We start from the raw sequence: 25,745 nt of genomic DNA, 5'->3' as shown, positions 1-25,745 counted from the left end.
GACGTTTTAACTGCTAACGTCGGGCCAGGCCTACGCAGGGAAGAGGATAAAAATAATGCAAAGTGATTTCTGGGATGACAAGCGTCCGGCAGGTGTTGACTCCGAGGTGGACTTACAGACCTATCAGTCGGTCATTGAGTTATTTGAGCGCTGCTGCAGAAAGTTTGCCGACCGACCCGCATTCAGCAATATGGGCGTGACCCTGACCTACGCCGAACTTGAGCGTCACTCTGCCGCCTTCGCAGGTTATCTGCAGCAGCACACACAACTGGTGCCGGGTGACCGTATTGCCGTACAGATGCCCAACATCCTGCAATACCCGATTGCCGTATTTGGTGCGATGCGCGCCGGCCTGATCGTGGTCAACACCAATCCGTTGTACACCGCACGCGAGATGCGCCATCAATTCAAGGACTCTGGTGCCAAGGCGCTGGTGTACCTCAACCTGTTCGGCAAGCTGGTGCAGGAAGTGCTCCCCGACACTGCAATTGAACACCTGATCGAAGTGAAGATGGGCGACATGCAGTCACCTGCCAAGGGGTGGCTGGTCAATACCATCGTCGACAAGGTCAAAAAGCTGGTCCCGCCATTCCATTTGCCCCAGGCCGTCGGCTTCAAGCGTGCGCTTCGCCTGGGGCGTGATAGCCGGATGCAGGTCGTGCCGCGAGGTCTGGACGACGTTGCCGTGCTGCAATACACCGGCGGCACCACGGGGCTGGCCAAGGGCGCGATGCTCACTCACGGCAATCTGGTCGCCAACATGCAACAAGTCTATGCCTGCATGCGCCAGCAGCGTCCCGAAGGCGGCTCGCTGTTTGAGGAGGGCACAGAGGTAATGATTGCGCCGTTGCCGCTTTATCACATCTATGCATTCACGGCGAACTGCATGTGCATGATGATCAGCGGCAATCACAACATCCTGATTACCAACCCTCGCGATATTGGCGGCTTCATCAAGGAGCTGGGCAAGTGGAAGTTCACCGCCATGATCGGCCTTAACACACTGTTCGTGGCGCTCATGAACCATCCGCAGTTCAGGAGTCTGGATTTCTCGGCGCTGAAAAGCACCAATTCCGGCGGTACTGCGCTGGTCAAGGCCACGGCCGAGCGCTGGGCGCAGATCACTGGTTGCACAATCGTTGAAGGTTATGGCCTGACCGAGACTTCGCCTGTCGCCAGTGCCAATCCTTACGGTGCTCTGGCTCGTCTGGGTACGGTCGGTATTCCGGTGCCCGGCACTGCTATGAAGGTTATTGACGACGATGGTGCCGAGTTGCCTTTTGGCGAGCGAGGCGAGCTGTGCATCCAAGGGCCTCAGGTCATGAAGGGCTACTGGAACCAGCCGGTTGCCACCGCCGAGTCTCTGGATGCACAAGGCTGGTTCAAGACCGGTGACATTGCGGTGATTGGTGCCGACGGATTCGTCAGTATTGTCGACCGCAAGAAAGACCTGATCATCGTGTCCGGCTTCAACGTATACCCCAACGAAATCGAAGACGTGGTCATGGCCCACCCGAAAGTCGCCAACTGCGCCTGTATCGGTGTGCCGGACGAGCGTTCGGGGGAGGCTGTAAAGCTGTTTGTGGTGGCGCGCGAGCCGGGGTTGAGCATTGAAGAGCTCAAGGCCTTCTGCAAGGAGAATTTCACGGCTTACAAGGTGCCCAGGCATATTGTCCTGCGGGAATCGTTACCGATGACGCCGGTAGGCAAGATTCTGCGCCGGGAGCTTCGTGACATCGCCTGAGTCACCTAATCGTCTCTATTTGTGTACATGACCCCGCTTGCAGACTGCTGCATGCGGGGTCTTGTTTTTTGAAAAACCCTTAATTATGGGGGGCGACCGCTCTGTTCTGGTGTTTTCAAGGTAATAATAAATATCCTTTTAAAGTTTTAAAAATGACTTATTTTTTGTTTATGGTCTGTTTTGTGACTGTTCGGCCTTCTTATGCCTCTGGTCGACGTTTGGCAAAGCTGCTACTCTCGGCGCGCTTTTTGATCAGTCATAAAGCGAAAAAAGCGTCTACTGCATAATTCCAAGCACAAGAAAATCATCGCTTCAGGCGATGTGAAGAATTCGCTATCGCTACGGAGCCGACTGAATGATTGAAAACTTCTGGAAGGACAAATATCCGTCTGGTATCCCCGCCGATATCAACCCTGACGAATATCCCAATGTCCAGGCTGTCCTGAAGCTGTCCTGCCAACGCTTCGCCGACAAACCGGCGTTCAGCAATCTGGGCAAGACCATCACCTACGGCGAACTGTATGAGCTGTCCGGCGCGTTCGCTGCCTGGATCCAGCAACATACCGATCTGCAGCCGGGTGATCGCATCGCTGTGCAGTTACCCAACCTGTTGCAGTACCCGATTGCCGTCTTTGGTGCCATTCGCGCCGGGCTGATCGTGGTCAACACCAACCCGCTGTACACCGCGCGGGAAATGGAACACCAGTTCAACGACTCCGGCGCCAAGGCGCTGGTGTGTCTGGCAAACATGGCGCACCTGGCCGAAAAGGTCGTGCCCAAAACGCAGATCAAGCATGTCATCGTTACTGAAGTGGCCGACATGCTGTCGCCGCTCAAGCGGTTGCTGATCAACAGCGTCATCAAGTACGTGAAGAAAATGGTCCCGGCCTATCACTTGCCCAAAGCCGTCAAATTCAACGATGTGCTCGGCAAGGGGCGTGGCCAGCCAGTGACCGACGTGTCGCCCGGCAGCGTCGATGTTGCTGTGCTGCAATACACCGGCGGCACCACCGGTGTGGCCAAGGGCGCAATGCTGACTCATCGCAACCTGATCGCCAACATGCTGCAGTGCCGGGCGCTGATGGCTTCAAACCTTGGCGAAGGGTGTGAAATCATCATCACGCCGCTGCCGCTGTATCACATCTACGCCTTCACCTTTCATTGCATGGCGATGATGCTGCTCGGCAATCACAACATCCTCATCAGCAACCCGCGTGATCTGCCGGCGATGGTCAAGGAGCTTTCGAAATGGAAGTTCAGCGGCTTTGTCGGCCTTAACACGCTGTTTGTGGCCTTGTGCAATAACGAGGGTTTCCGCAACCTCGACTTTTCGGCGTTGAAAGTTACCCTGTCCGGCGGCATGGCCTTGCAGCAGTCCGCTGCCGAACGCTGGAAGCAGGTCACTGGCTGCCAGGTCTGCGAAGGCTATGGCATGACCGAGACCAGCCCGGTGGCTACGGTCAACCCCGCTAAAGACGTGCAGATGGGCACCATCGGTATTCCTGTGCCGTCGACGCTGTGCAAGGTTATCGACGATGCTGGCAACGAGCTGGCGTTCGGTGAAACCGGCGAGCTTTGCATCAAGGGCCCTCAGGTCATGAAAGGCTACTGGCAGCGCCAGGAAGCTACCGATGAAATGCTCGACAGTGATGGCTGGCTCAAGACCGGTGACATCGCGATCATCCAGCCCGATGGCTACATCCGGATTGTCGATCGCAAGAAAGACATGATTCTGATCTCCGGTTTCAACGTATACCCCAACGAACTGGAAGACGTGCTGGCCACGCTCCCGGGCGTGTTGCAATGCGCGGCGATCGGCGTGCCGGACGAGAAGTCAGGCGAAACCATCAAGGTTTTCGTCGTGGCCAAACCGGGCGTTACCCTCACCAAGGAACAGGTCATGGAGCACATGCGCGCCAACCTGACCGGCTACAAGGTGCCGCGTAGCGTGGAATTCCGGGAGGTCCTGCCCACTACCAACGTCGGCAAGATCCTGCGTCGCGAGCTGCGTGATGAGGAATTGAAGAAGCTGGGTGTGAAGAAGTAGGGCGGAGCGTCCAGAACGACATGCGACGCAGAGCACCGTAAGATAGTTGAGATTATCGTTCCGCACGCGTCAGCGTGGGGATGCAGGTCTTGACGCTCTGCGTCGCAAGAGGACGCAGAGCGTCCGGAAAGGCATACGACGCGGAGCGCCGCACGATGGTCGAGATGATCGTTCCGCACGATAGTTGCGATTATCGTTCCCTACGCTCCAGCGTGGGAATGCAGTTCTCGACGCTCTGCGTCGCAAAAAGGACGCGGAGCGTCCGGTATTTCGTACCTCATACTTTGTTGTAATTGAGCCGTGCTGCCGGCAAACCATGACCTCAGTGGATAGCCTGACACTCAGGCCATTCGTCACGACCCGCCACAATCTGCGACAATCCGCACCTGCCATTTGAAAAAAGACCCTGCACGCCTGATGACCGACGAATCGCCCTCTATCGACCAACTTCTGAAAAGCCTCGACCAGGCGATGATCAGCGAACGTCATCGCCTGCGCCGTCAGTTGCATGACCTGCGCAAAAAACCTGACGAGGCGAAGCTGGCGCAGTGGGTGGCGCGGGTTCAGGCCTCCTGTGCGCAGGTGACGGCGCGGCGTGAAAGCGTGCCGACGATCCGTTATGACGACAACCTGCCCATCGCCGCCAAGCGCGATGAGATCAAGGAGGCCTTGCTCAAGCACCAGGTGCTGATCATTGCCGGTGAGACCGGCTCCGGCAAGACCACCCAATTGCCGAAAATCTGCCTGGAAATCGGTCGTGGTCAGCACGGTCTGATCGGCCATACCCAGCCGCGCCGGATTGCCGCACGCAGCGTGGCCAGCCGGGTGGCCGATGAGCTGGGCACGCCGCTGGGCGCTCTGGTCGGTTATCAGGTGCGCTTTGAAGATCAGAGCGACAGCAACACACTGATCAAACTCATGACCGACGGTATTCTGCTGGCCGAAACCCAGCATGACCGCTTCCTTGAACGCTACGACACGATCATCGTCGACGAAGCTCATGAACGCAGTCTGAACATCGACTTCCTGCTCGGTTACCTGAAAACCCTGCTGCCACGTCGCCCGGACCTGAAGGTCATCATCACCTCCGCGACCATCGACCTGCAGCGCTTTTCCGAGCACTTCAACGATGCGCCGGTGATCGAAGTGTCCGGTCGTACCTTCCCTGTCGACCTCTGGTACCGCCCGCTGACCAGCGAGCAGGACGAGGAAGGCAACAGCGTCGAAGAAGACCTGACAGTCGATCAGGCCATTCTGGCCACGCTGGATGAGCTGGCGGCCTTTGAGCGTAGCGAGCGCAAGAGCCCGGGTGACGTGCTGGTGTTTCTGCCCGGCGAACGCGAGATTCGCGATGCCGCCGAGGTACTGCGCAAGGCGCAGCTCAGGCACACCGAAATTCTGCCGCTGTACGCACGCCTTTCGCCTGCCGAACAGCAGCGTATCTTTCAGTCCCATCCAGGTCGTCGTGTGGTGCTGGCCACCAACGTTGCGGAAACCTCGCTGACCGTGCCGGGCATCCGCTACGTGATCGATACCGGTACTGCACGTATCAGCCGCTATAGCTATCGCGCGAAGGTCCAGCGCCTGCCGATCGAAGCCGTGTCGCAGGCCAGCGCCAACCAGCGCAAAGGCCGGTGCGGGCGTGTCGAGCCCGGTTTATGCGTGCGTCTGTACAGCGAAGAAGATTTCAACGGTCGACCTGAATTCACCGACCCCGAGATACTGCGCACCAACCTGGCAGCGGTTATCCTGCAGATGCTGCACCTGCGTCTGGGCGAGATCACCGATTTCCCGTTCATCGAGCCGCCGGATGGCAAGGCGATCAGCGACGGCTTCAACCTGTTGCAGGAGCTGTCGGCAGTCAATCGCGAAAATCAGCTGACCCCGCTGGGCCGTCAGCTGGCGCGCCTGCCTGTAGACCCGCGCATGGGCCGCATGCTTCTGGAAGCTGCGAAGCAGGGCAGCCTGCAGGAAGTGTTGATCGTGGCCAGTGCCATGTCCGTGCAGGATGTGCGTGAGCGTCCACCTGAGCGTCAGCAGGCGGCTGATCAGGCCCATGCGCAATGGAAAGACGCCGACTCGGACTTCGCCGGGCTGGTCAATCTGTGGCGCGGTTTTGAAGAGCAGCGCCAGACCCTGACGGCCAGCCCGCTGCGTAACTGGTGCCGGCGCAATTTTCTGAATTACCTGCGCCTGCGCGAGTGGCGTGATTCTCATCGGCAGTTGAGCCTGATCTGTCGCGATCTGCAACTGACGGTCAACAAGGAACCGGCCGATTACCCGAAATTTCACAAGGCCATTCTCTCCGGCCTGCTGAGCCAGATCGGGCAAAAGGCCGAAGAGGGTGACTACCTTGGTGCACGGCAGCGGCGCTTCTGGATTCACCCGTCTTCCGGGCTGGGCAAGAAGCGCCCGCAGTGGTTGATGACCGCCGAGCTGGTGGAAACCACCAAGCTGTACGCGCGCATGGTGGCCAAGATCGATTCGGACTGGATCGAGCCGCTGGCTGGCCACCTGATCAAGAAAAATCATTTCGAGCCGCACTGGGAGAAGAAGCGCGGGCAGGTCGTAGCGTTCGAGCAGATTACGCTGTTCGGCCTGATCGTGGTTGGTCGCCGTCCGGTGCATTACGGGCCGATTGACCCGGTGGTGTCGCGCGAGCTGTTCATTCGCGAAGGTCTGGTGCGCGGTGACATCCTGTCGCGGGCCAAATGCCTGAGTGCCAATACCCGCCTGCTGGAGCAGCTCGATGAGCTGGAGGCCAAGGCTCGACGTCGCGATATTCTGGCTGACGAAGACACCTTGTTCAGCTTCTATGAAGCGCGAATCCCGGCCGAGATTCATCAGACGGCGACGTTCGACAGTTGGTACAAGACTGAAAGCCAGAAGAACCCGCAACTGCTGATCATGCGCGAAGAGGATGTGCTGGCCCGCGAGGCCAGTGAAGTTACCGCCGCGCAGTATCCGGATACCTTGCACCTGGGCGACCTCAGTCTGTCGCTGAGTTACCACTTCGAGCCCAACCACCCACGTGACGGCGTGACCTTGCGCGTCCCTGCGCCCCTGTTGCTGTCGCTGCCTGCCGAGCGCCTGGAGTGGCTGGTGCCGGGCTTGCTCGAGACCAAGAGCATTGCGCTGGTGCGCAACCTGCCCAAAGCTGTGCGCAAGAACTTCGTGCCGGTCCCGGATTTCATCAAGGCCGCGTTGCAACGTATTACCTTCGGCGAGGGCTCATTGCCCCAGGCGCTGGGGCGTGAGCTTCTGCGCATGACCGGCGTGCGGGTCAGCGACGAGGGCTGGGCCGAAGCCGCGCAGCAGCTTGAAGGCCACCTGAAGATGAACCTGGAAATCGTCGATGGCAGTGGCAAGTTTCTCGGTGAGGGGCGTGATCTGGCCGAGCTGACGGCGCGCTTTGCCGAGGCGAGCCAGGCCGCACTGGCCGTACCGCAAACCGCGAAAAGCCAGCAGCCGGTGCAGGCCAAGGCCTTTGCTGCGGTGGCGCAAAAGACTCAGCAGAACATCGCCGGGTTGTCGATGACGGTTTATCCCGCGTTGGTCGAAGAGGGCGGAGCGGTCAAGGAAGGCCGGTTCTCCACGCAGGCCGAAGCTGAATATCAGCATCGCCGTGCGTTGCAGCGTTTGCTGCTGCAACAGCTGGCTGAACCAGCGAAGTTTCTGCGCAACAAACTGCCGGGGCAGACCGAGCTGGCCTTGTTGCACCGCGAGCTGGGCCGCATCGATGCGCTGATCGAGGACATCCTGCTGGCTAGCCTCGACAGTTGCGTACTGGAAGGCGAGGCCGAGCTACCGCGCGACGGTGCCGGTCTGCTGTCACTGGCTGAGCGCAAGCGCGCCGACTGGACCGAGCATGCCGAGCGGTTGGCGAAGCTGACACTGGAAATCCTCAAGCTGTGGCACGGTCTGCAAAAGCGCTTCAAAGGCAAGATTGACCTGTCGCAGGCGGTTGCCCTCAACGATATCAAGGCACAACTGAGCAAGCTGGTGTACCCCGGTTTCGTGCGTGAAACCCCGGCGGTGTGGCTCAAGGAACTGCCGCGTTACCTGAAGGCTATCGAGATGCGTCTGGAAAAACTGCCAGGTCAGGTGCAGAAAGACCGGGTATGGAGCATCGAGCTGGCAGGCCTGTGGACGCAATACCAGACACGTGCCGACAAGCACGCCCAGGAAGGCAAGCGCGACCCGGAACTGGCGCTGTATCGCTGGTGGATGGAGGAATACCGCGTGTCGCTGTTCGCTCAGCAGTTAGGCACCAAAATGCCGGTGTCGGACAAACGGTTGAGCAAGCAGTGGAGTCAGGTGGAGGGCTGATCCTGCGTCGGCCCTCAGTACAGTCAATTGCCGCTATCGGGCCTATATTCATTGGCCCGATAGCGCCAAAACCGGGCTCTGTGGCACACTCCGCGCCTGTCTTCACCGTGTCATGAAATGCTGCTCTCTGTTGCGGGCAGCTTTTACAGTCGCATTGGTACGTTGGTCCCAAAAACAGAGGGTCTCCGAATACCGTGCCTGAGCAGGTGTTTACCTGCAACTCAATAAGAGAGGAACGACCGTGCACAACGTCGTCATCAGCGGCACAGGCTTGTTTACCCCGGCCAACAGCATCTCCAACGAAGAGCTGGTGCAGTCTTTCAATGCCTATGTCGCACAGTTCAACAGCGATAACGCAGCGGCTATCGAACGTGGTGAAGTGGAAGCGCTCAGTGAGTCCAGCGCTGCGTTCATCGAAAAGGCATCGGGCATCAAAAGCCGCTTTGTCATGGACAAGCAAGGCATTCTCGACCCGCAGCGCATGAAGCCCAACCTGCCGGAGCGCGGCAATGATGAATGGTCGATCCTCTGCCAGATGGGGGTTGCTGCGGCCGAACAGGCTTTGCAACGTGCAGGCAAAACCGCTGCCGACATCGACGGTGTAATCGTTGCCTGCTCCAACCTGCAGCGCGCCTATCCGGCGATTTCCATCGAGATTCAGGAAGCGCTGGGTGTCGCGGGCTATGGTTTCGACATGAATGTGGCCTGCTCTTCGGCGACCTTCGGCATTCAGGCGGCTTGCAACAGCGTGCAGCTGGGTCAGGCCCGCGCCTTGCTGGTGATCAGCCCGGAAATTTGCACCGCGCACCTTAATTTCCGTGATCGTGACAGCCATTTCATCTTCGGCGACGGGGCCACAGCCGTTGTGGTCGAGCGTGCAGACCTCGCCACCTCGCCTTACCAGTTCGATATCGTCAGCACCCGTTTGCTGACCAAATTCTCCAACAACATCCGCAACAATTTCGGTTTCCTCAACCGTACCTCGGACGAGGGCCAGAATGCGCCGGACAAGCTGTTCGTGCAGGAAGGCCGCAAGGTGTTCCGCGAGGTCTGCCCGATGGTCGCCGAGCTGGTCGCTGCGCATTTGCAGGACAACGACATCAACATCACTGACGTCAAACGCTTCTGGCTGCATCAGGCCAACCTGAGCATGAACCAGTTGATCGTCAAGAAACTGCTGGGTCGCGATGCCACGGTCGAGGAAGCGCCGGTGATTCTCGACACTTATGGCAATACCAGCTCGGCAGGCTCGGTCATTGCGTTTCATACCTATCAGGATGACTTGGCCAAGGGCGCGCTCGCCGTGCTCAGCTCGTTCGGTGCCGGTTACTCGATTGGCAGCGTGATTCTGCGCAAGCGCTGATAGCGCTTTATGGGCAGCGTCTGGATATCAGACGCTGCCTGTCATATCCCGTTATGTCACCTGCACCCCGGCGGATCTTTATCGTGTTGGCTTTTTCCGAAGCCATCACGGGTATCGATCATGTTCAACGCCTACACCACGCCTGAAACGCCAGTCTCGCCTGGTTCCCTGTCTGCCTCACGACAACTCGACTCTGCGCCATTCGACGTGGAGCATCCAAATGCCGGATTTATCAGAGGCAACCTGCCTGACTGGTATTTGAACGCACCGGCGACCTTGCGCCAGGCACTGCACGCCAGTCATCAGAAAACCCTGCGTTCCACCCATGCGCTTGGGCCCGTTCGCAATCGCCTTTTATCAGCACAAGCATTCGCAGCGCCTCTGCTGACGCAAGCGTTTTTCGAACGCTTCGAACTTCCATTGGATGTCGAAGCCTTTCAGCTGATGACCTGGCGTTACGACAGTTCCTGGAGGCCGAATCCTCTTGAACAGACGCTGTTGCAGGCCGCCTTGCAGAACTTCGCCTCCAGTAACCGAAGCCGCTTCGATCCGTACTCGGCAATACTTCGTACTGGAGGCCTGCGTTACTGGCTGATCGACAGTGCTCAGCGCAGGTACAAGGTGGAATACAAGGACCGTCTTGATATCGACCTTGAGCAATTCGCTGATTTTTGTCATGAACTGGATCTTGGTGGCCAGTATCAGACGCATCTGGACAGTGTATTCAAACCTTCCACGCCAGACGCTGCGAAAGCGGTTGCTGCTGTTTTTATCGACGGTGAGCGCGATGCTGTCGAGGTGCTTGCGCACATTGCCATGATGAAGGGTGATGTCAGCGAAGCCGCTTACCAGATGCTGTTGAGCGTAGTGAAGCCCGACGTCCATGCGCAATGGGGGGGCAGGGGGTTGCGCTATTGTCAGTTGCATATGCTCGATACCTACGCTTTTTCGGGCTGCCTGTTGCACGGGGCTTTGCTGATTCAGCAGGAGATTGCTGACCCTGACAGTGGGCCTTGTCTTGTCTATATGCCTTCAGAGCCGTCACACCCGCTCAAACAGTTCGCGTCACTCAGGGCCTTCAACGACAGCCTCGTGGCAGCGCTCGACAGTGACAGTTACAGGCGCTATTTCAGCCGCTTCGTCAGGCTTGACCAAAGTCCGGAATTCTTTGCGAAGCTGAAATCGCGGCTCTACCCGGTCCAGGAGCACACGCTGGACGTCAATGCCGACCTGGTGTTGCAGGCGCAGCCATTTTCGAAGCCCCCGTTCGAGTTGCTTTACGACCACCTGCTGGCCAAAACCTACGGCGATTCACGGACCATAGCGGTGCCGTCTGCGCAGGCTGATCAGCTAGCCAGGGATGCGCTGCTCGACAACCTGAAAAACAGTGGCATGGACATACTCAATGCGGCCGGGCTCTTTGTGCCTGTGCTGGGTGAAGTCATGGCCGTGGTTGCTCTCTATCAGCTTGTCCGCGAAGCGTTCGTTGCCTACGAAGACTGGACGCACGGGGAAGTGGAAGAGGCCATGCAACATGTTTACAACATCGCGGAAAACGTCGCTCAGACAGTGGTAGTGGGCAGCGCCATTGGCGCGCTCAATCGGCTGGAACCGTCGATGTTTATCGAAAGCCTGGTGCAGAAGAGGGTGGATGGATCGGTTCGTCTTGGAAAGCCAACTGTTGACGGTTATGCGGATACGATTACGTTGCCTGACGGTTTGCGTGCCAATCCGCTTGGGCTTTACGAATTCGACAGCAAGACGTGGCTGCCAATGAGCGGCAAGCTGTACCGCGTTGAAGCAGACGCAACCGGAAAAAACTGGCGTATCAGGCACCCGCAGGATCAGCACGCCTACTCGCCTAAGCTTGAACACAACGGGGCCGGTGCCTGGCGTCACGAGTGGGAAACCCCCATGGGCTGGGATGAAGTCACGGCATTCAGGCGGCTTAATGTGACGTGTAATGCGTTCACCGAAGAAGAGATCTCGCGGGTCTTGAGCATTACGGGCAGCAACGAGGCTTTGTTGCGTCAGATACATGTCGAAAGTCACCCGCTTCCGGCTCTGCTGAGAGATGCCATCCAGCGCATGGAAATCGAGCGGGGCTTGCAAGCCTGCATAGAAGCCCTCAAGGCAGAAGAGTCTTCGCCAGTGCCTGTCACTCATATCGAGCCATGGATGAAGCTGCTGGTGTCGTCGCCGCGCTGGCACAAGAGCCGAGGGTTGTTAGTGTTAGACGCAGACGGAACCATGCTCGACGCCTGGAACGTGGGGGCGCATATGACATTTTCATCCAGTGTCGTGGGCGCGACAGAAGACCTCACGCAGGCGCTCGGCCAATTGCTGGAAGGGCTGACACCCGATGAAGTCAGTCATCTGACGGGAACCAGCGGTGCAGATAAAACTTCGCAGGTTCAAGGTTTCAAACGTTATCTGGCCGACTGTGCGCAACTTCACATGGGGCCGTTGCTTGACGAGGTTTATGCCCTGCACAACCGCAGCAGTGAGCCGCTGGTCAAGCTGATTCAACGCGATTTCAGCAGTGTGCCGGACAGCATCGCTTTGGAACTCATCGAGATGGCGAGCGATGCAGACACCGCACGGATGACCTCGGAAAAACGCATCCCTCTTGAGCTTGCCGAGCATGCTCGTGAGTATCAGCAGCAACTGCGGATAAACAGGGCCATCGAAGGCTTCTACCGACGCTCGTCGGGCAATCCGGACACCTGTGCGGCTGCGCTTGGCATGTTGCCGTACACGCCGGGCTGGCGTGGCGACGTTTCAATCGATCTGCTCAAAGACACGCTGGAGGGCGATGAGATCGCGAGCCTTGAAAGTGACCAGGCGACTGTCGTGCATCGGGTTCTGATCCGAACCGAAGAGGTATTTCAGCCCTTCAATCAGTTGGGTGAGTCTATAGGTGAGGCCGGTCAGAGCTTTTTCAGTGCTCTGCTCAACGCGCTTCCTGATGAGGTGCGTGTCAACATCGAGTTGCCAGTGAATGCGGATGAGCAGCACCTGCGCAGTCTTTTGTGTCGTATCGCCTCTGACAGACGCGAGCGGATAGCGGAAATCCTGCAGTTGCAGCCGATCAAGCCGGGCATCAAATGGCCGCAACGACTGCACGATGGCCGTGTGGGGTATCCCCTGAGTGGACGTTTGCGTGGCCTCTTCCGCAGGCTCGGCATTGGTGCGCCCAGCCACTCGCCGGAGCTTGCGGTAAAAAGCCTGTATCCGGATTTTTCCGAAGAGCAGGTTACGACGTTTCTTCAGGCGCTGCGTGCAGAGCACACAGGTTCTGCCTCGCAATTGACGAACTTTGTTCGACAAAGGCTGCAAGGCCTCGCTCAGGAACTGAGCACTTTGCAAACCAGCCTGGACAGTTGGGTACTGCAAGCTGAGCCCTCGTCAATGCTTAGACCGAGGGCAATCGCGGCGTTGCGAATTCGCAACTGCTGGAGGCGCCTGAGCGCTCACTGCAGAAACTATCAGGGTGAGTTTTTGGGGTATTCGCTTGATCTGGAGGGTCTACGCATAGGAAACATGCCGCAGGTATTGGCTGACTTCAGTCATGTGGCGGTTTTAAACGCTCGAAACATGCGGCTTACCCATTCACAGGCTGATGTATTACTTAAGCATTTCAGCAACCTGCATTCATTGAGCCTGGATTTCAATGCGCTGCAATCCCTGCCAGAGTCGATAGGGCGGATGACTCAACTCAGAGAGTTGTCACTCAGACACAACCCGCTGGTCTGGACCGACCAGTGCAACGCCGGTTTGCGCAATCTGAGCCGACTGGAAGTTCTGGACCTCAGTTTTTGCTCGCTTGGGCGGAGCACGCGGCTGAGTCCGCTCAACGCACTGCGCATGCTTTTTTTACGATCTACAGGTATTGAAAGGGTGCCAGAGTGGAACTGGCGCAGTTCTGATCTGATGCTTCTCGACCTTCGTGACAACCATATCTCGGACATAACTACCCAGGCGCTCGCCCTTATTGATCGCTCCCTCAGCGATAATCGTCTGAATATACATTTGAATGGTAATCCGCTGAGTGTGCAGACGCATGAACGGATCAGAGTGCTGCGTGAGCAAAGGTATCAGTCACGTTTGGGGATCAGCCATAACCGCTTGTTGCATCAGGAAACGCCTGCCCTTAAGACCTGGCTTGGCGGTGCGAGTGGTGAGCAACTGGCTGCACGGACAGAGCTTTGGCATAACGTGCAGGACTGTTCCGGTTCTACGGATTTTTTTCAGGTGCTGAGCGACCTGACCACTTCAGCAGACTTTTTCAATGATCGTAAAGCGCTCACGACACGGGTCTGGACGATGATGGAAGCGGCTGCTGAAAATGGGGAGCTGCGTCGGCAATTGTTTGATCTTGCCGCCCATCCTCAAACCTGTGGCGATGGTCTGGCGTTAGTATTCGGGGACATGGAAGTTCGCGTTGGGGTGTTCGCGATTACGTCATCCACGCCGGAAGCCGCACGGCCACTGGAGCTGTTCAAGATGACCCGCAGTCTCGACCGTCTCGATGAGGTGGAAAAAATTGCCCGTCGCGATATTGCTCTTCGGATGACAAGCAATAAAACGGTAGATGAAGCCGAAGTACGACTGGCCTATCGAACGGGTTTGCAGGTACGGCTTGGATTGGCCAGCCGGTCCAGATCCATGCTGTTCAGGACTCTGGCGGGGGTGAGTGACGCCGATCTGGATTCCGCCTACCGCGAGATAATTGCGCGTGAAAGTACTCCTGCGTTTTTCGAATCACTGATTGCCAGGGAGTTTTGGATGGATTATCTGGAAACCCGCTACGCCCACGAGTTTGAGCCGGTAAAGCGCCCTTTTGCTGAGCGTCTCGCCGTTCTGGATGAGCTGTCGCCGGACATGCAATCCGATCAACAATACCTTGACCGGGTAAAACAGATCACCAAGGAACGCATGCGTGCGATCAAGGCGTGTGCGATCAAACTTTCCATACAGCTTTCGGACGCTGTGAACGCAGGGCCTCAATAAGAGATACTCTCCATAACGCCTGACAATCCGGGGAATCTGCATGCCCGTTCACGTTATCGACAACCTAAGCACCGTTGCCCCTGCTCAATGGGACGCACTGGTGCCGGGCAATCAGCCGTTCCTGCGGCATGCCTTTCTCAGCGCGCTGGAAGACAGCGGCAGCCTCGGGCCACGCTCCGGTTGGCGTGCCGAACATGTGCTGCACTACGAAAACGATCAACTGGTTGCGGCATTGCCGGCCTACCGGAAGTGGCACTCGTACGGCGAATACGTGTTCGATCACGCCTGGGCAGATGCTTGCCGCCGCGCTGGAATCGCCTATTACCCCAAACTGTTGGTCGCGGTGCCGTTCAGCCCGGTCGGCGGCTCACGCATTCTGAGTGCAACGCCTCAAGGCGGCATGGAGCTACTCAGCGAGCTGCCGGCCTATCTGCAGAGTGAGGGGCTGTCGAGCGCCCATGTGAACTTCACCGACCCGGCTGCCGATGCCTTGCTTGAGTCGCAACCGGGCTGGCTGCAGCGCTTTGGTTGTCAGTTTCATTGGCATAACCGGGGCTACCGCGACTTTCAGGACTTTCTGGACGCATTGAGTTCGCGCAAGCGCAAGCAGATGCGCAAGGAGCGTGAACAGGTAGCCGGGCAGGGCATCGAGTTTGAATGGCTTGAAGGCGCGCAGATGAGCGAAGTGCTGTGGGACTTCGTCTATGCCTGCTATTCCAATACCTACGAAATTCGCGGACAGGCGCCATACCTGACACGCGAATTCTTCAGCCTGCTGGCCGAGCGCATGCCCGAATCGATTCGCGTGGTCATCGCCTTGCAGGGCTCACGGCCTGTGGCGATGGCGTTCAGCCTGATCGGCGACGACAGTTTCTACGGGCGCTACTGGGGCTGTCTGGCCGAGTTTGACCGACTGCATTTCGAGACCTGTTTCTATCAGGGTATGGACTACGCCATCGCCCACGGCCTGCAACGATTCGATGCAGGCGCTCAGGGTGAGCATAAATTGATTCGCGGCTTCGAACCGCAGATCACCCGGTCTTGGCATTACCTGATGCATCCTGGGCTGAAAGACGCAGTGAGCGAGTTTCTCGAGCAGGAACGCGTCGGCGTACTGGCCTATGCCGATGAGGCGAGGAGTGCGTTGCCGTATCGGCAGTTGGAGTAGCGGAGGATAGGCCTTCGCACGTGGAGCATCGGCGCGAGACTTGTGACGCGGAGCGTCACGAAATGCATGCCAACGCGGAGCATTGGCACGATAGTCATGGGTATACATGGCAGCGGGTAGATCACTGGCCTCTGAAGATCCTGTGGGAGCGAGCTTGCTCGCGAAGAGGCCCATCTTCAATCCACCCCTACAAACCCACCCGTCTGATGCTGCCACAACCGCGCATACAGCCCGCCGCGGGCCAGCAGTTCGGCGTGGGTGCCGGTTTCGGCGATCTGGCCTTTTTCCAGTACCACCAGACGATCCATACGGGCGATGGTCGACAAGCGGTGCGCGATGGCGATGACGGTCTTGCCCTGCATCAAGGTTTCCAGGCTTTCCTGAATGGCTGCCTCAACTTCCGAGTCAAGTGCCGAGGTGGCTTCATCCATGATCAGGATCGGCGCGTCCTTGAGCAATACACGGGTGATCGCGATTCGCTGGCGCTGACCGCCGGACAGCTTGACGCCGCGCTCTCCCACATGGGCATCAAAACCGGTACGGCCTTCGGAGTCCGACAACTGCGGGATGAACTCTTCGGCACGGGCCTTGCGGATCGATTCCCAGAGCTGTTCGTCAGTGGCGTCAGGATTGCCATACAGCAGGTTTTCGCGAATGGAACGGTGCAGCAGCGACGTGTCCTGGGTGATCATGCCGATCTGCGCACGCAGGCTTTCCTGGGTGATTTCAGAAATATCCTGACCGTCGATCAGGATCCTGCCGCCTTGAACGTCATACATGCGCAGCAGCAGGTTCACCAGCGTCGATTTGCCTGCGCCTGAAGGCCCGATCAAACCTATTTTCTCGCCCGGTTTGATGTCCAGATTGAGGTTATGAATGATCCCGTTGCCATTGCCGTAATGGAAATCAACGCCATCGAACCGGACGCCGCCGTTTTCGATCTTCAGCGGCAGGGCGCCGGGCTGGTCATTCACTGTGACAGGCTGCGAGATGCTCTCCAGGCCGTCCTGCACGGTGCCGATGTTCTCGAAAATGCCATTGACCACCCACATGATCCAGCCGGACATATTGACGATACGAATCACCAGGCCTGTGGCCAGCGCGATGGCACCCACCGAGATCATCGACTGGGTCCACAACCACAGGGCGAGCCCGGTGGTGGTGACAATCAGCACGCCGTTCATGGTGGTGATGGTGGTGTCCATCGACGTGACGACACGGCCAGCCAACTGGCTTTTCTCGGTCTGGTCACGCATCGCTTCACGCGCATATTGCTGCTCATGATTGGTGTGCGCGAACAGTTTTAATGTGGTGATGTTGGTGTAGCCGTCGACTATCCGGCCCATGAGTCTGGAGCGCGCATCGGACGACTCCACCGAGCGTTGCTTGACCCTCGGGACGAAGTACATCAGCGAGAGTATGAACGCCACGATCCAGGTGCCCAGCGGGATCATCAGGCGCCAGTCGGCCTCGGCGAACAGTACCATGGCGCTGATCGCGTAGATCAGTACATGCCACAGCGCGTCTACCGACTGCACTGCCGAGTCGCGCAGAGAGTTGCCGGTCTGCATGATGCGTTGGGCAATACGCCCGGCGAAATCGTTCTGGAAGAAGTTGACGCTCTGTTTGAGCACGTAGCTGTGATTTTGCCAACGAATCAGGTTGGTCATGCCGGGGCTGATGGTCTGGTGCACCAGCAGGTCGTGCAGGCCGACGAAGATCGGGCGCAGCAGCAGGGCCACCACCACCATCCAGATCAGTTCCGGGCCATGCACGCTGAAAAAATCCTTGGGCGGCGTGGTTTGCGCCAGGTCGATAATGCGGCTCAGGTAGTTGAACAGCGACACCTCGATCAGCGCACCGATCAGGCCCACGACCAGAAGAGCGAGAAACGTCGGCCATACCTGACGCAGGTAATACATGTAAAACGCGAAGACGGTGTTGGGCGGGGCAGGGGTAGGGGCGTCTTTGAAGATATCGATCAGTTTTTCAAAACGACGATAAAGCATTGGCTATCACACCCACGCGACGTGGGTTCTCCTTGATAAGTGGAGGCTCTCCCGTCCAGACCGCACAAAGCCCGAAGGCTTCATGCGGTGCAGGTTTCCTGCTTAGTCGACGCGTTTGGCGGACTTGATCAGGATCGGGTCGATTGGCACGTTTTCCATGCCTTTCTGAGTAATGGTGCGGGCGTTGACGATGTTGTCGACCACGTCCATACCCTTGACGACTTTACCGAACACCGCGTAACCGAAGTCACGTGTGCCGTTGTCGAGCATGGCATTGTCGTTGGTGTTGATGAAGAATTGACTGGTGGCCGAGTTAACGTCCGAAGTACGGGCCATGGCAATGGTGCCACGCACGTTGTGCAGACCATTCTGTGCTTCGTTCTTGATCGGGTCCTTGGTCGGCTTCTGAACCAACTGCTTGGTAAAACCGCCACCTTGCACCATGAAGCCCGGAATCACACGGTGAAAAATGGTGTTGCTGTAGAAGCCGCTGTCGACGTAACCCAGAAAGTTCTGGGTGCTGACCGGTGCCTTGGCGTCCGCAAGCTCGATTTCAATCTGGCCGAAGCTGGTATCGAGTACCACGTGCGTGGCTTTATCCGGGGCAGCCATCAGGTTGGCAGCGAACAATACGGAGCAGGCGGTGAGGGCGATTTTTTTCAGCATGTGGCAACAGGTCCTTCGGTAAGAGATATCGACTGTGACCGGCAAGGTAACCACGTTTGGCGCTTTTTGCCCAGCGTGTTAGAGGGTTTGCGCGGCTTCATGCCATCAGCCAGCGCACCTATGGGCTGCACAAGGTTTTCAGACTCCGATGCTGGCCATGAATTCCAGCAGCGTGCGATTGAATTGCTCGGGCTGGTCCAGTGGAGTGGCATGCCGGGAGTCGTTGATGACTACCAGCCGCGCATTGGGCAGGCGTTTGACGTAAGCCTCCTTGAGCGAGACCGGTGTGTAATCGTGTTCGGCCGCGATGACCAGCGTCGGGCAGGTAATGCGCCCCAGTTTGTTTTCCACGCCCCAGCCGACAATGGCATCGAAACTGGCCAGATAGGCGCGCTTGTCATTCTTGCCCCAACGCTCGGCCATCTTGCGCCGCAGGTCGGCCTGTTCCGGCTTTGGAAACAACAGCTTGCCCAGCGCCTCGCCCAGGGTCTGCATGCTGACGATGCGTGACAGGGTCCAGCGTCTGGCTAATTGCCAAAGGTCGCCTGCGCTTCTGACCTTGACCTGTGGCGCGCTGTTGACGATGCACAGGCTCTTGAGCAGGTGCGGTTGATCGACCGCCAACTGAAAGCCGATCATCCCGCCCATCGACAGGCCGATCAGGTGTACCGGACCCAGATGAAGGTGTTCGATCAACGCCTCCACGTCATTGCTCATGGCCTGAATGCTGTAGCGCCCGTAGGGTTTGTCCGAGCGACCATGGCCACGCATGTCCATGACGATGACGCGGTATTGCCTGGCCAGTGCCGGGATCTGATATTCCCAGTCCTGACAGCTCGAACCCAGGCCATGCAGCAACAGGACGGGTTCGCCCCGGCCATACTCTTCGTAGTGCAGCGAGCAGTCGTCGTGTTCGAAAAAAGCCATGTGCCTACTCCTGTCAGGCGTGTTGGGGAGCGATGAGTGCGGTGGTCAGTGGTGCGGTGTCGAACGTGCGGATCAGGTCGATCAGAATCTGCGTGGCCGGGCCCAGCGACCTGTCCTTGCTGGAGTAAAGATAGAAGGTCGGGTTGCGGCTGCCGCCCTTGTCCAGGCGCAGCGGCTTGAGCAGCCCCTCGCGCAGTTCACGTTCGATCATGTGGCGAGGCAGCCAGGCGAAACCCAGACCGTTGCTGACGAAGGTGGCGGCTGTACCGAGGCTGCCGACCGTCCAGCGCTGCTCTGCGCCCAGCCAGCCGAAATCCCGCGGTTGCTGTCTGCCTGAATCGCGAATCACCACCTGCAACTGGCTTTCCAGATCCTGAAAGGTCAATTCGCGATTGGCCTGGTGCAGGGCGTGGTCCGGATGAGCGACGGCGACGAACTCGACGGAGCTCATCTCGGTACCCAGATGACCGGCAATGCTGTAGCCGCTGATGGCCAGGTCCGCCACGCCTTCGAGCAGTACCTCCTCGACACCCGAAAGCACCTCTTCACGCAACCGCACCCGGCAGCCGCGGCTTTGCGGCATGAACGCGGTCAACGCCCTGACCAGGCGTGCCGAAGGATAGGCCGCATCAATCACCAGCCGCACTTCTGCCTCCCAGCCCTGTTCCATATGGTGGGCGAGGTCTTCCAGTTGGCTGGCCTGTTTGACCAGTTGCCGTGAGCGGCGCAGCAGTACACCACCGGCCTCGGTCAGCACAGCCTTGCGTCCGTCGATGCGTAACAATGGCACGCCGAGTTGTTCCTGCATGCGTGCCACGGTGTAACTCACTGATGACTGCGACCGGTGCAGCGCCTCGGCGGCCTGAGCAAAGCCACCGTGGTCAACTACGGCTTGCAATGTGCGCCACTGGTCGAGAGTCACGCGGGGCGCTTTCATGCTGTAATTCCTCTTAATGTGCTGGCTATTTGTTCTACTCTGACAATCCCGCTTTGGAGATCGCCGAATGAATCGACTGTGCTATGTACTGCTGGTCATGTTGCCTGTGCCGGCTTTCGCGTACCCCATCGAGGTGGAAAAGCAGTATCAGGGTGTGAAGATTGATTATGTGACGCACGACGTCTATCACAACATTGGTTCAATCACCGTCAGCAACTATGGGGATGTAGACGCCAAATGTTCGGTGGTGTTCGTCAACGGGCCAGAGGCGCCGCGAACCCGGCGTGTGCAGGTTGGCGCAGGTCAGAGTATCGACGCTTCATCCACGTTCAATCGCAGCATCATCAAGTTGCGAATCAGGCTCACCTGCCAGCCAGCCTGAGAGTAGAGCGCTCTTATGGATAAAACAAATTTATGGATGGGTTGAGCGAGGGTGTTGAAGTCTTTAATCGATAAATCGATTTTATAACGGCGTTGCCGTTGCGTTGTACGCAATTCTGGCCGGAGACCGTGGGAGCGAACTTGTTCGCGAAAGGGCTGGTATGATCGCCGAAAATGCATCGGCTGAAACACCGTCTTCGCGAACAGGTGAAGCGTCGCCGCTTCGCTCCCACGCCCTTCGCGCAGAAGCCTGAAAACTCGGCATTCCGAGCTCTCAGGACTTGTGCAATACGCTGGGCGCAATCAGACGATGATGTCTGCCGCTTGCAGACTCTGCACGCCGGTCAGCTGGATTTCAAAGTCCGCGCCGATGTTGTCATCGAGATTGCCGTACAGCACCCCATCGGCAAAGCGAAGCTCGCCGGTGTTGTTGGCGCTGAACGCCGCGTTGCCGATGAACACGAACGCATCGTGGGCATCGGTCAGCGGTCGGGCATCGAAGCCTGTGAAGTCCAGCTTGTCGCCTTCGGCTGCCTTGAAGCCGTTGATGATATCGCGCAGGCCACCCAGACCTGTCTCGTTGCTGTTGTTGAACACGTAGCGGTCAGCACCGGTGCCGCCAATCAGCGTATCAGCGCCTGACCCGCCGATCAGCACGTCATCACCCGCGCCACCGGACAAGGTGTCGTTGCCACTGCCGCCGTTCAGGACGTTGGCGTTTTTGTTGCCGGTCAACGTGTCGGCAAACTGGCTGCCGGTCAGGTTCTCTGTACCCTTGAGCGTGTCGAGGCCCGAACCGCCGGTGGCCTGTTGAGCGCTGGTGTTCAGCGCAACCGTAACGCCTGCCGTGGCAAACAGATAAGACACCGTGTCATTGCCGTCACGACCGTCCATGACGTTGTCGCCAGCGCCTGCGTAGATCAGGTTATCAAGGGCGTTACCAGTTGCGTTCGCCGCCCCTGTGCCGTTGATGACGATGTTTTCCAGGTTGGCCCCCAGCGTGTAGCTGGCCAGCGAGCTGTACACCGTGTCGATGCCGCCCACTTGTTGATCTGCATTGGTCTCGACCACTCGGTCGGCTGCATCGTCAACGTAATAACTGTCCGATCCGTCGCCGCCGGTCAGCAGGTCGGCACCCGCTACGCCGTCGAGAATATTGTTGCTGGCATTGCCGGTGATGACGTTTTTCAGCGCATTTCCGGTGCCGTTGATGGCAGATACGCCGGTAAGCAGCAGGTTTTCCACGTTCGTCCCCAACTGCCAACTGACGGAAGACACCACGGTATCAACCTGCGATGGCGAATCATTGCTCTCGGTGACGGTATCGAGTGCGTTATCGACTACATAGATGTCGTTGCCGTCCCCGCCGGTCATGTCATCTGCGCCCTGATCGCCATCCAGCACGTCATTGCCGGCGCTGCCCACCAAAGTGTCGTCGTCACTGGTGCCGAAGATGTTGCCGCCTTCGTTCTGGCCACCCTCGAAAATGGCGGCCGGGTCGTTGTTGTCGCTGGCATCGCCACGAAAGCCCAAGTCATCGGCAATGAAGTCGGCCAGGCGCTGACCGACGATTTCGGCGGACTCTTCGTGCAAGTGCCAGACGTCATCGGGGTAGACCAGCGGGTTGACCTCGTAACGCAAAGGCAGGTCGGTGTAGTCAACTGCCAGCTTGACGTCGGCACGCTCATTGGCGATGGCTTCCTGAGCGTTTCTGACGTATCCGGCACCCTCGACAATAGCGTTGATCTTTTCTTCGGTGTAGCCGCGCGCCTTGGCCGCTTCGGTCTGATAGTGGCCGGTTTCGGCCATGTACACGGTGAAGTCGCCGATCTGCGCGTGCAGGTAATCGAACACCTTCAGGGTCGAGGCTTTGTACAGGTCGGCTGCAGCCTGCTTGTCCGTGGCGCGGGCTATTTCCTGCGCGGCTTCTTCACCCTGACCCCAGATAATCCCGGTGGTCACTTTATCGATAGCCGTCAGCGACGCCAGTTGCGATTTGAGCAGTTCGGTCGCACGCAGCAGCGCAGGGCCTGGCTGATCGGTATCCACCAGCCACCACGAAACACGCTGTTCTTCCTGCGTGCCGGTCGAGTAGCCGACCACGGTGCTGCCGCCTACGGCCAGGTCGATGCCATCACCGTTGGCGTCGGTGAACTGGCTACGCACGTCATAATCGGTGTAGCGGGTCAGGTCCTTGACCATTTCCGAGGTGCCGGACTGGTTGTCGTCTTCGGTCATGCGCAGCAGGCGCGCGTTGGACTGGCCCAGCGTCGGCAGATAGAGAATCTCCTGCGCCTCGCGCTGGCCGAACACAAAGTCCGCATCGGTCAGGGTGTCGATCAGGTTGCCGCTCAGGGCGATTTCGAAGCGATTGCCGTCGGCATCCGCCGTGGCGGACTTGATGTAAGTCTTGTCGCCCGTTTCGTTGAGGGTCATGTACAGCGTGTGATCTTCGCCGTTGCCCAGCCCCAGGAAACCCAAAGCAGAAACGTCTATTTTGTCCTGGCCGGGGGTGAAGTCATAGATCGTGTCGGTGGCGGTCAGCCCGCCAGCGTCGTAATCGCGGTAGCTATCGGTGAGTGCGCTGTAGACGAACGTGTCGGCATCGGCTCCTCCGTACAGGGCGTCGCGTCCTGCGCCACCGTTAATGATGTCGGCGCCGGTATCGCCGCGCAGCGTGTCGTCACCGCCCAGGCCCAGAATCGTGTCGTTGCCTTCGGTGCCATACAGCGCCTCGGCGTTCTCGGTGCCAGTGAGGGTCCCCGGCGTGACGTTGCCCACATTGATGGCAAAACTGTCGGCGACCGACGCGCCGGTGGCGTCGCTCGCGGTCAGCAATACCGAATAAAGCCCCGATGCCGTGCCGCCCGGTGTGCCGCTGAAGGTCAGAGTCTTGCTGTCGAACTTCAACCATTCGGGCAGGGCGCTGTTATCGGCCAGGGTCGCGCTGTAGGTCAGCGTGTTGCTGTCCGGGTCGCTGAAGCTGCCCGGCTGTACTGCGTAGGAGAACGCTTTCAGCTCGGTGACGTTCTGGTCCATCAGCGGCGTATTGAGCACTGGCGCCTGATTGGCGGCTGAGGCTGTAGAGAAGATGAAGTTGGACGCGCTCAGTTTGTCGGCCAGATTGCCTTGCAAGGCGATCTCGAAGCGATTGCCTGTGCTGTCGACCGCATCGGTCTTGATGTAGGTCTTGCTGCCGTCGGCATTGACGGACAGGTAAATGGTGTTGGCGCTGCCATCGCCCAGGCCGCGCAGGCCGATGCTGGACAGGTCGATGCGGTCTTCGGCCGGGTTGAAGTCGGTGATCGTGTCGCTCTGCTTGGTGCCGCTGGCGGTGTAATTGCGGTAGCTGTCCAGGCGCGAGTTGTAGATGAACAGGTCCGCGCCCGCCCCACCGGTCAGGGTGTCGGCATCGGCTCCACCGGTGATCGTGTCTGCGCCCGCGCCGCCATCGATACGGTCCGTACCGGCGTTACCGTTGATCACGTCATTGCCGTCAGTGCCGGTCAGCGTATCGCCGCCCGCAGCGCCTTCGATGACCCGCTGGAAGATGAAATGACTGGCATTGAGCGTGTCTTTCAGGTTGCCGCTCAGGCCCAGTTCGAACCGGTTGCCGCTGGCATCGGCGTCGAGTGATTTGACGTAAGTGCGATCAAGTGTGGCGTTATAGCTGATATTCAGCGTGCCGCCCTTGCCGCTGCCCAGCCCGCTGAAGCCCAGGTTTGAAAGGTCGATGCGGTCCTGGCTGACGTCGAAGTCAGTGACCAGATCGGTGGCGCTGGTGGTCGCCGTACGATAGCTGTCGGTCAGTTGATCGAAGCGAAAAGTATCGGCACCCGCGCCGCCGGTGAGCTTGTCGGCCCCCGCACCGCCAATCAGGATGTCGTCACCCGCACCGCCGTTCAAGGTGTCCTTGCCCGCCAGGCCGAAGATCATTTCGTGGGCCGCGCCACCGTTGATGACGTCGTTGGCCTCGGTGCCATTGACGGTCACCAGCGGGAACGCATCGCCCGCAAAGCTGCCATCGCCATACACCAGGGTCAGCCCCTTGCTGGTGTGGCTGATGGTGTTGCCGACGATGCTGTTGCGATCGGTGCCGTCTTCGTTGCGCTCGGCAACGCCGTAGGTGGAGTTGTCGCTGCCGGTGATCGTGTTGCCACGGATCAGGTTGTCGCTGCCGTTGAAATACTTGCCGGAAACACCCGAGGTGTCGTCGTAAGACTGGATGATAATCTCCGGCACCGGGGCGCCGAGGGAGTTGTTGCTCAGGGTGTTATCAAACACATCCACCCCGGAACTGCCGTAGATGCGCACACCGGCATTGCCGTTGTCGTGAATGTCCAGGCCACTGACAGAGACCTGACTGGACAGCTTGATCAGCACGCCTTCAGCACCGTTGCCATAGACCGCGCCGCCGGTGATGGTGATATTGGCAGGCGAGGGGATGTTTTCACTGCCGCGCTGCACCACGATGCCGGTGCTGCCATTGCCGTAGGCAACGTTGTTGCTCAGGGTGAAATCGTGAGTGCTGGTCACCACGTTGAAGCCGTGACGATCGTTGTTATACGCAACGTTGTTTTCAAACACGCTGTCGCTCAGGTAATCGGCCACGAAGCCGTCCAGGCCGTTGCCATGCGACACGCTGTTTTTGATGACCATGTTGACGGTCTGCTCGTGCGGGTCGAAGCCGTAGCCCGAGCAGTCCTTGATCTCGACGCTGTCGAGCGTAACGTTCGAATCCTTGCCGTCAGAGCCTGGAATGTAACCGTTGAACCAGCCGTCCACCTTGCCGGTGGTGGCGTCACGGTTACCGTCCAGTGTCAGATTTTTCATGCCGAAGTCGTGGGTCTCTTCGCCGTAGGCGGAACGCACGATGCCGGTGACCTTTGTGTCCGAGCCATCCGCAAGCTTGATGACTGTCTCGCCCATGCCCGCGCCCGACAGGGTCACGTTGCTTTTGAGCATCAGGCAGCCGTCGGAAGGTTCCTCGCCACCGGAGACAATGTAGGTCCCGGCTGCCAGCACAACTTCCCCACCACCCGCCGCTGCAGCCGCATCAATAGTTGCCTGAATGGCGGCCGTATCGTCAGTGACGCCGTCGCCCACTGCTCCGAAGTCTTTTGTGTTGAATATCATGGTGTTACTCCAGGCGACGACGAAT

The 25,745-nt window shown here is 58.5% G+C and carries 12 protein-coding genes; 7 read left to right on the top strand and 5 right to left on the bottom strand.

All coding sequences use genetic code 11. From position 1 onward, the window contains the following. The first annotated feature begins 55 nt into the window (after positions 1-55). The 6 genes from fadD2 (at position 56) to RYC17_RS04495 (ending at position 15,664) form a co-directional block, all read left to right on the top strand. Complete coding sequence (gene fadD2, locus RYC17_RS04520) at positions 56-1,744, top strand: long-chain-fatty-acid--CoA ligase FadD2 (RefSeq protein ID WP_316902585.1); 1,689 nt, start codon at positions 56-58, stop codon at positions 1,742-1,744. Between the two features lie 355 nt (positions 1,745-2,099). Beyond that, the gene (gene fadD1 / locus RYC17_RS04515) at positions 2,100-3,791 is read left to right on the top strand and encodes a long-chain-fatty-acid--CoA ligase FadD1 (RefSeq protein ID WP_058408531.1); all 1,692 of its coding nucleotides are present in this window, start codon (positions 2,100-2,102) and stop codon (positions 3,789-3,791) included. A 417-nt stretch (positions 3,792-4,208) separates the two neighbouring features. Continuing rightward, a complete protein-coding gene (gene hrpA / locus RYC17_RS04510; RefSeq protein ID WP_316902584.1) occupies positions 4,209-8,120 on the top strand; it encodes an ATP-dependent RNA helicase HrpA in 3,912 nt (1,303 codons plus the stop codon). A 241-nt stretch (positions 8,121-8,361) separates the two neighbouring features. Then, positions 8,362-9,483, top strand: coding sequence for a beta-ketoacyl-ACP synthase III (locus RYC17_RS04505; RefSeq protein WP_058408529.1), 1,122 nt, complete (start codon positions 8,362-8,364; stop codon positions 9,481-9,483). 120 nt (positions 9,484-9,603) lie between these two features. Beyond that, positions 9,604-14,496, top strand: coding sequence for an NEL-type E3 ubiquitin ligase domain-containing protein (locus tag RYC17_RS04500; RefSeq protein ID WP_316902583.1), 4,893 nt, complete (start codon positions 9,604-9,606; stop codon positions 14,494-14,496). A 40-nt stretch (positions 14,497-14,536) separates the two neighbouring features. Further along, complete coding sequence (locus RYC17_RS04495; RefSeq protein WP_316902582.1) at positions 14,537-15,664, top strand: GNAT family N-acetyltransferase; 1,128 nt, start codon at positions 14,537-14,539, stop codon at positions 15,662-15,664. A 176-nt stretch (positions 15,665-15,840) separates the two neighbouring features. Here RYC17_RS04495 and RYC17_RS04490 read toward each other — a convergent pair whose 3' ends face one another. The 4 genes from RYC17_RS04490 to RYC17_RS04475 form a co-directional block, all read right to left on the bottom strand. Beyond that, a complete protein-coding gene (locus RYC17_RS04490; protein ID WP_005732280.1) occupies positions 15,841-17,673 on the bottom strand; it encodes an ABC transporter ATP-binding protein in 1,833 nt (610 codons plus the stop codon). Positions 17,674-17,775: 102 nt separating this feature from the next. Further along, positions 17,776-18,339 (bottom strand): peptidylprolyl isomerase, encoded by a 564-nt coding sequence (locus tag RYC17_RS04485; RefSeq protein ID WP_122258852.1) that lies wholly within the window; start codon positions 18,337-18,339, stop codon positions 17,776-17,778. A 138-nt stretch (positions 18,340-18,477) separates the two neighbouring features. Next, complete coding sequence (locus RYC17_RS04480) at positions 18,478-19,266, bottom strand: alpha/beta fold hydrolase (protein ID WP_058408525.1); 789 nt, start codon at positions 19,264-19,266, stop codon at positions 18,478-18,480. Positions 19,267-19,279: 13 nt separating this feature from the next. After that, entirely contained in the window at positions 19,280-20,203 is a 924-nt protein-coding gene (locus tag RYC17_RS04475) for a LysR family transcriptional regulator (protein ID WP_058400104.1), read from the bottom strand. Positions 20,204-20,270: 67 nt separating this feature from the next. Here RYC17_RS04475 and RYC17_RS04470 point away from each other — a divergent pair, with 67 nt between their 5' ends. After that, entirely contained in the window at positions 20,271-20,585 is a 315-nt protein-coding gene (locus RYC17_RS04470) for a hypothetical protein (protein ID WP_058400105.1), read from the top strand. 302 nt (positions 20,586-20,887) lie between these two features. Here the strand turns inward: RYC17_RS04470 and RYC17_RS04465 are convergent, their stop codons facing one another. Continuing rightward, positions 20,888-25,720, bottom strand: a complete 4,833-nt coding sequence (locus RYC17_RS04465) for a M10 family metallopeptidase C-terminal domain-containing protein (protein WP_316902581.1) — start codon at positions 25,718-25,720, stop codon at positions 20,888-20,890. Between the last annotated feature and the right edge of the window lie 25 nt (positions 25,721-25,745).

Origin of the sequence: Pseudomonas syringae group sp. J248-6 (genome assembly GCF_032586995.1) — a bacterium.
In the GTDB taxonomy this organism is placed as follows: domain Bacteria; phylum Pseudomonadota; class Gammaproteobacteria; order Pseudomonadales; family Pseudomonadaceae; genus Aquipseudomonas; species Aquipseudomonas amygdali.
The sequence above is the reverse complement of the archived record's forward strand: the minus strand, read 5'-3'. Positions and strand labels throughout refer to the sequence as shown.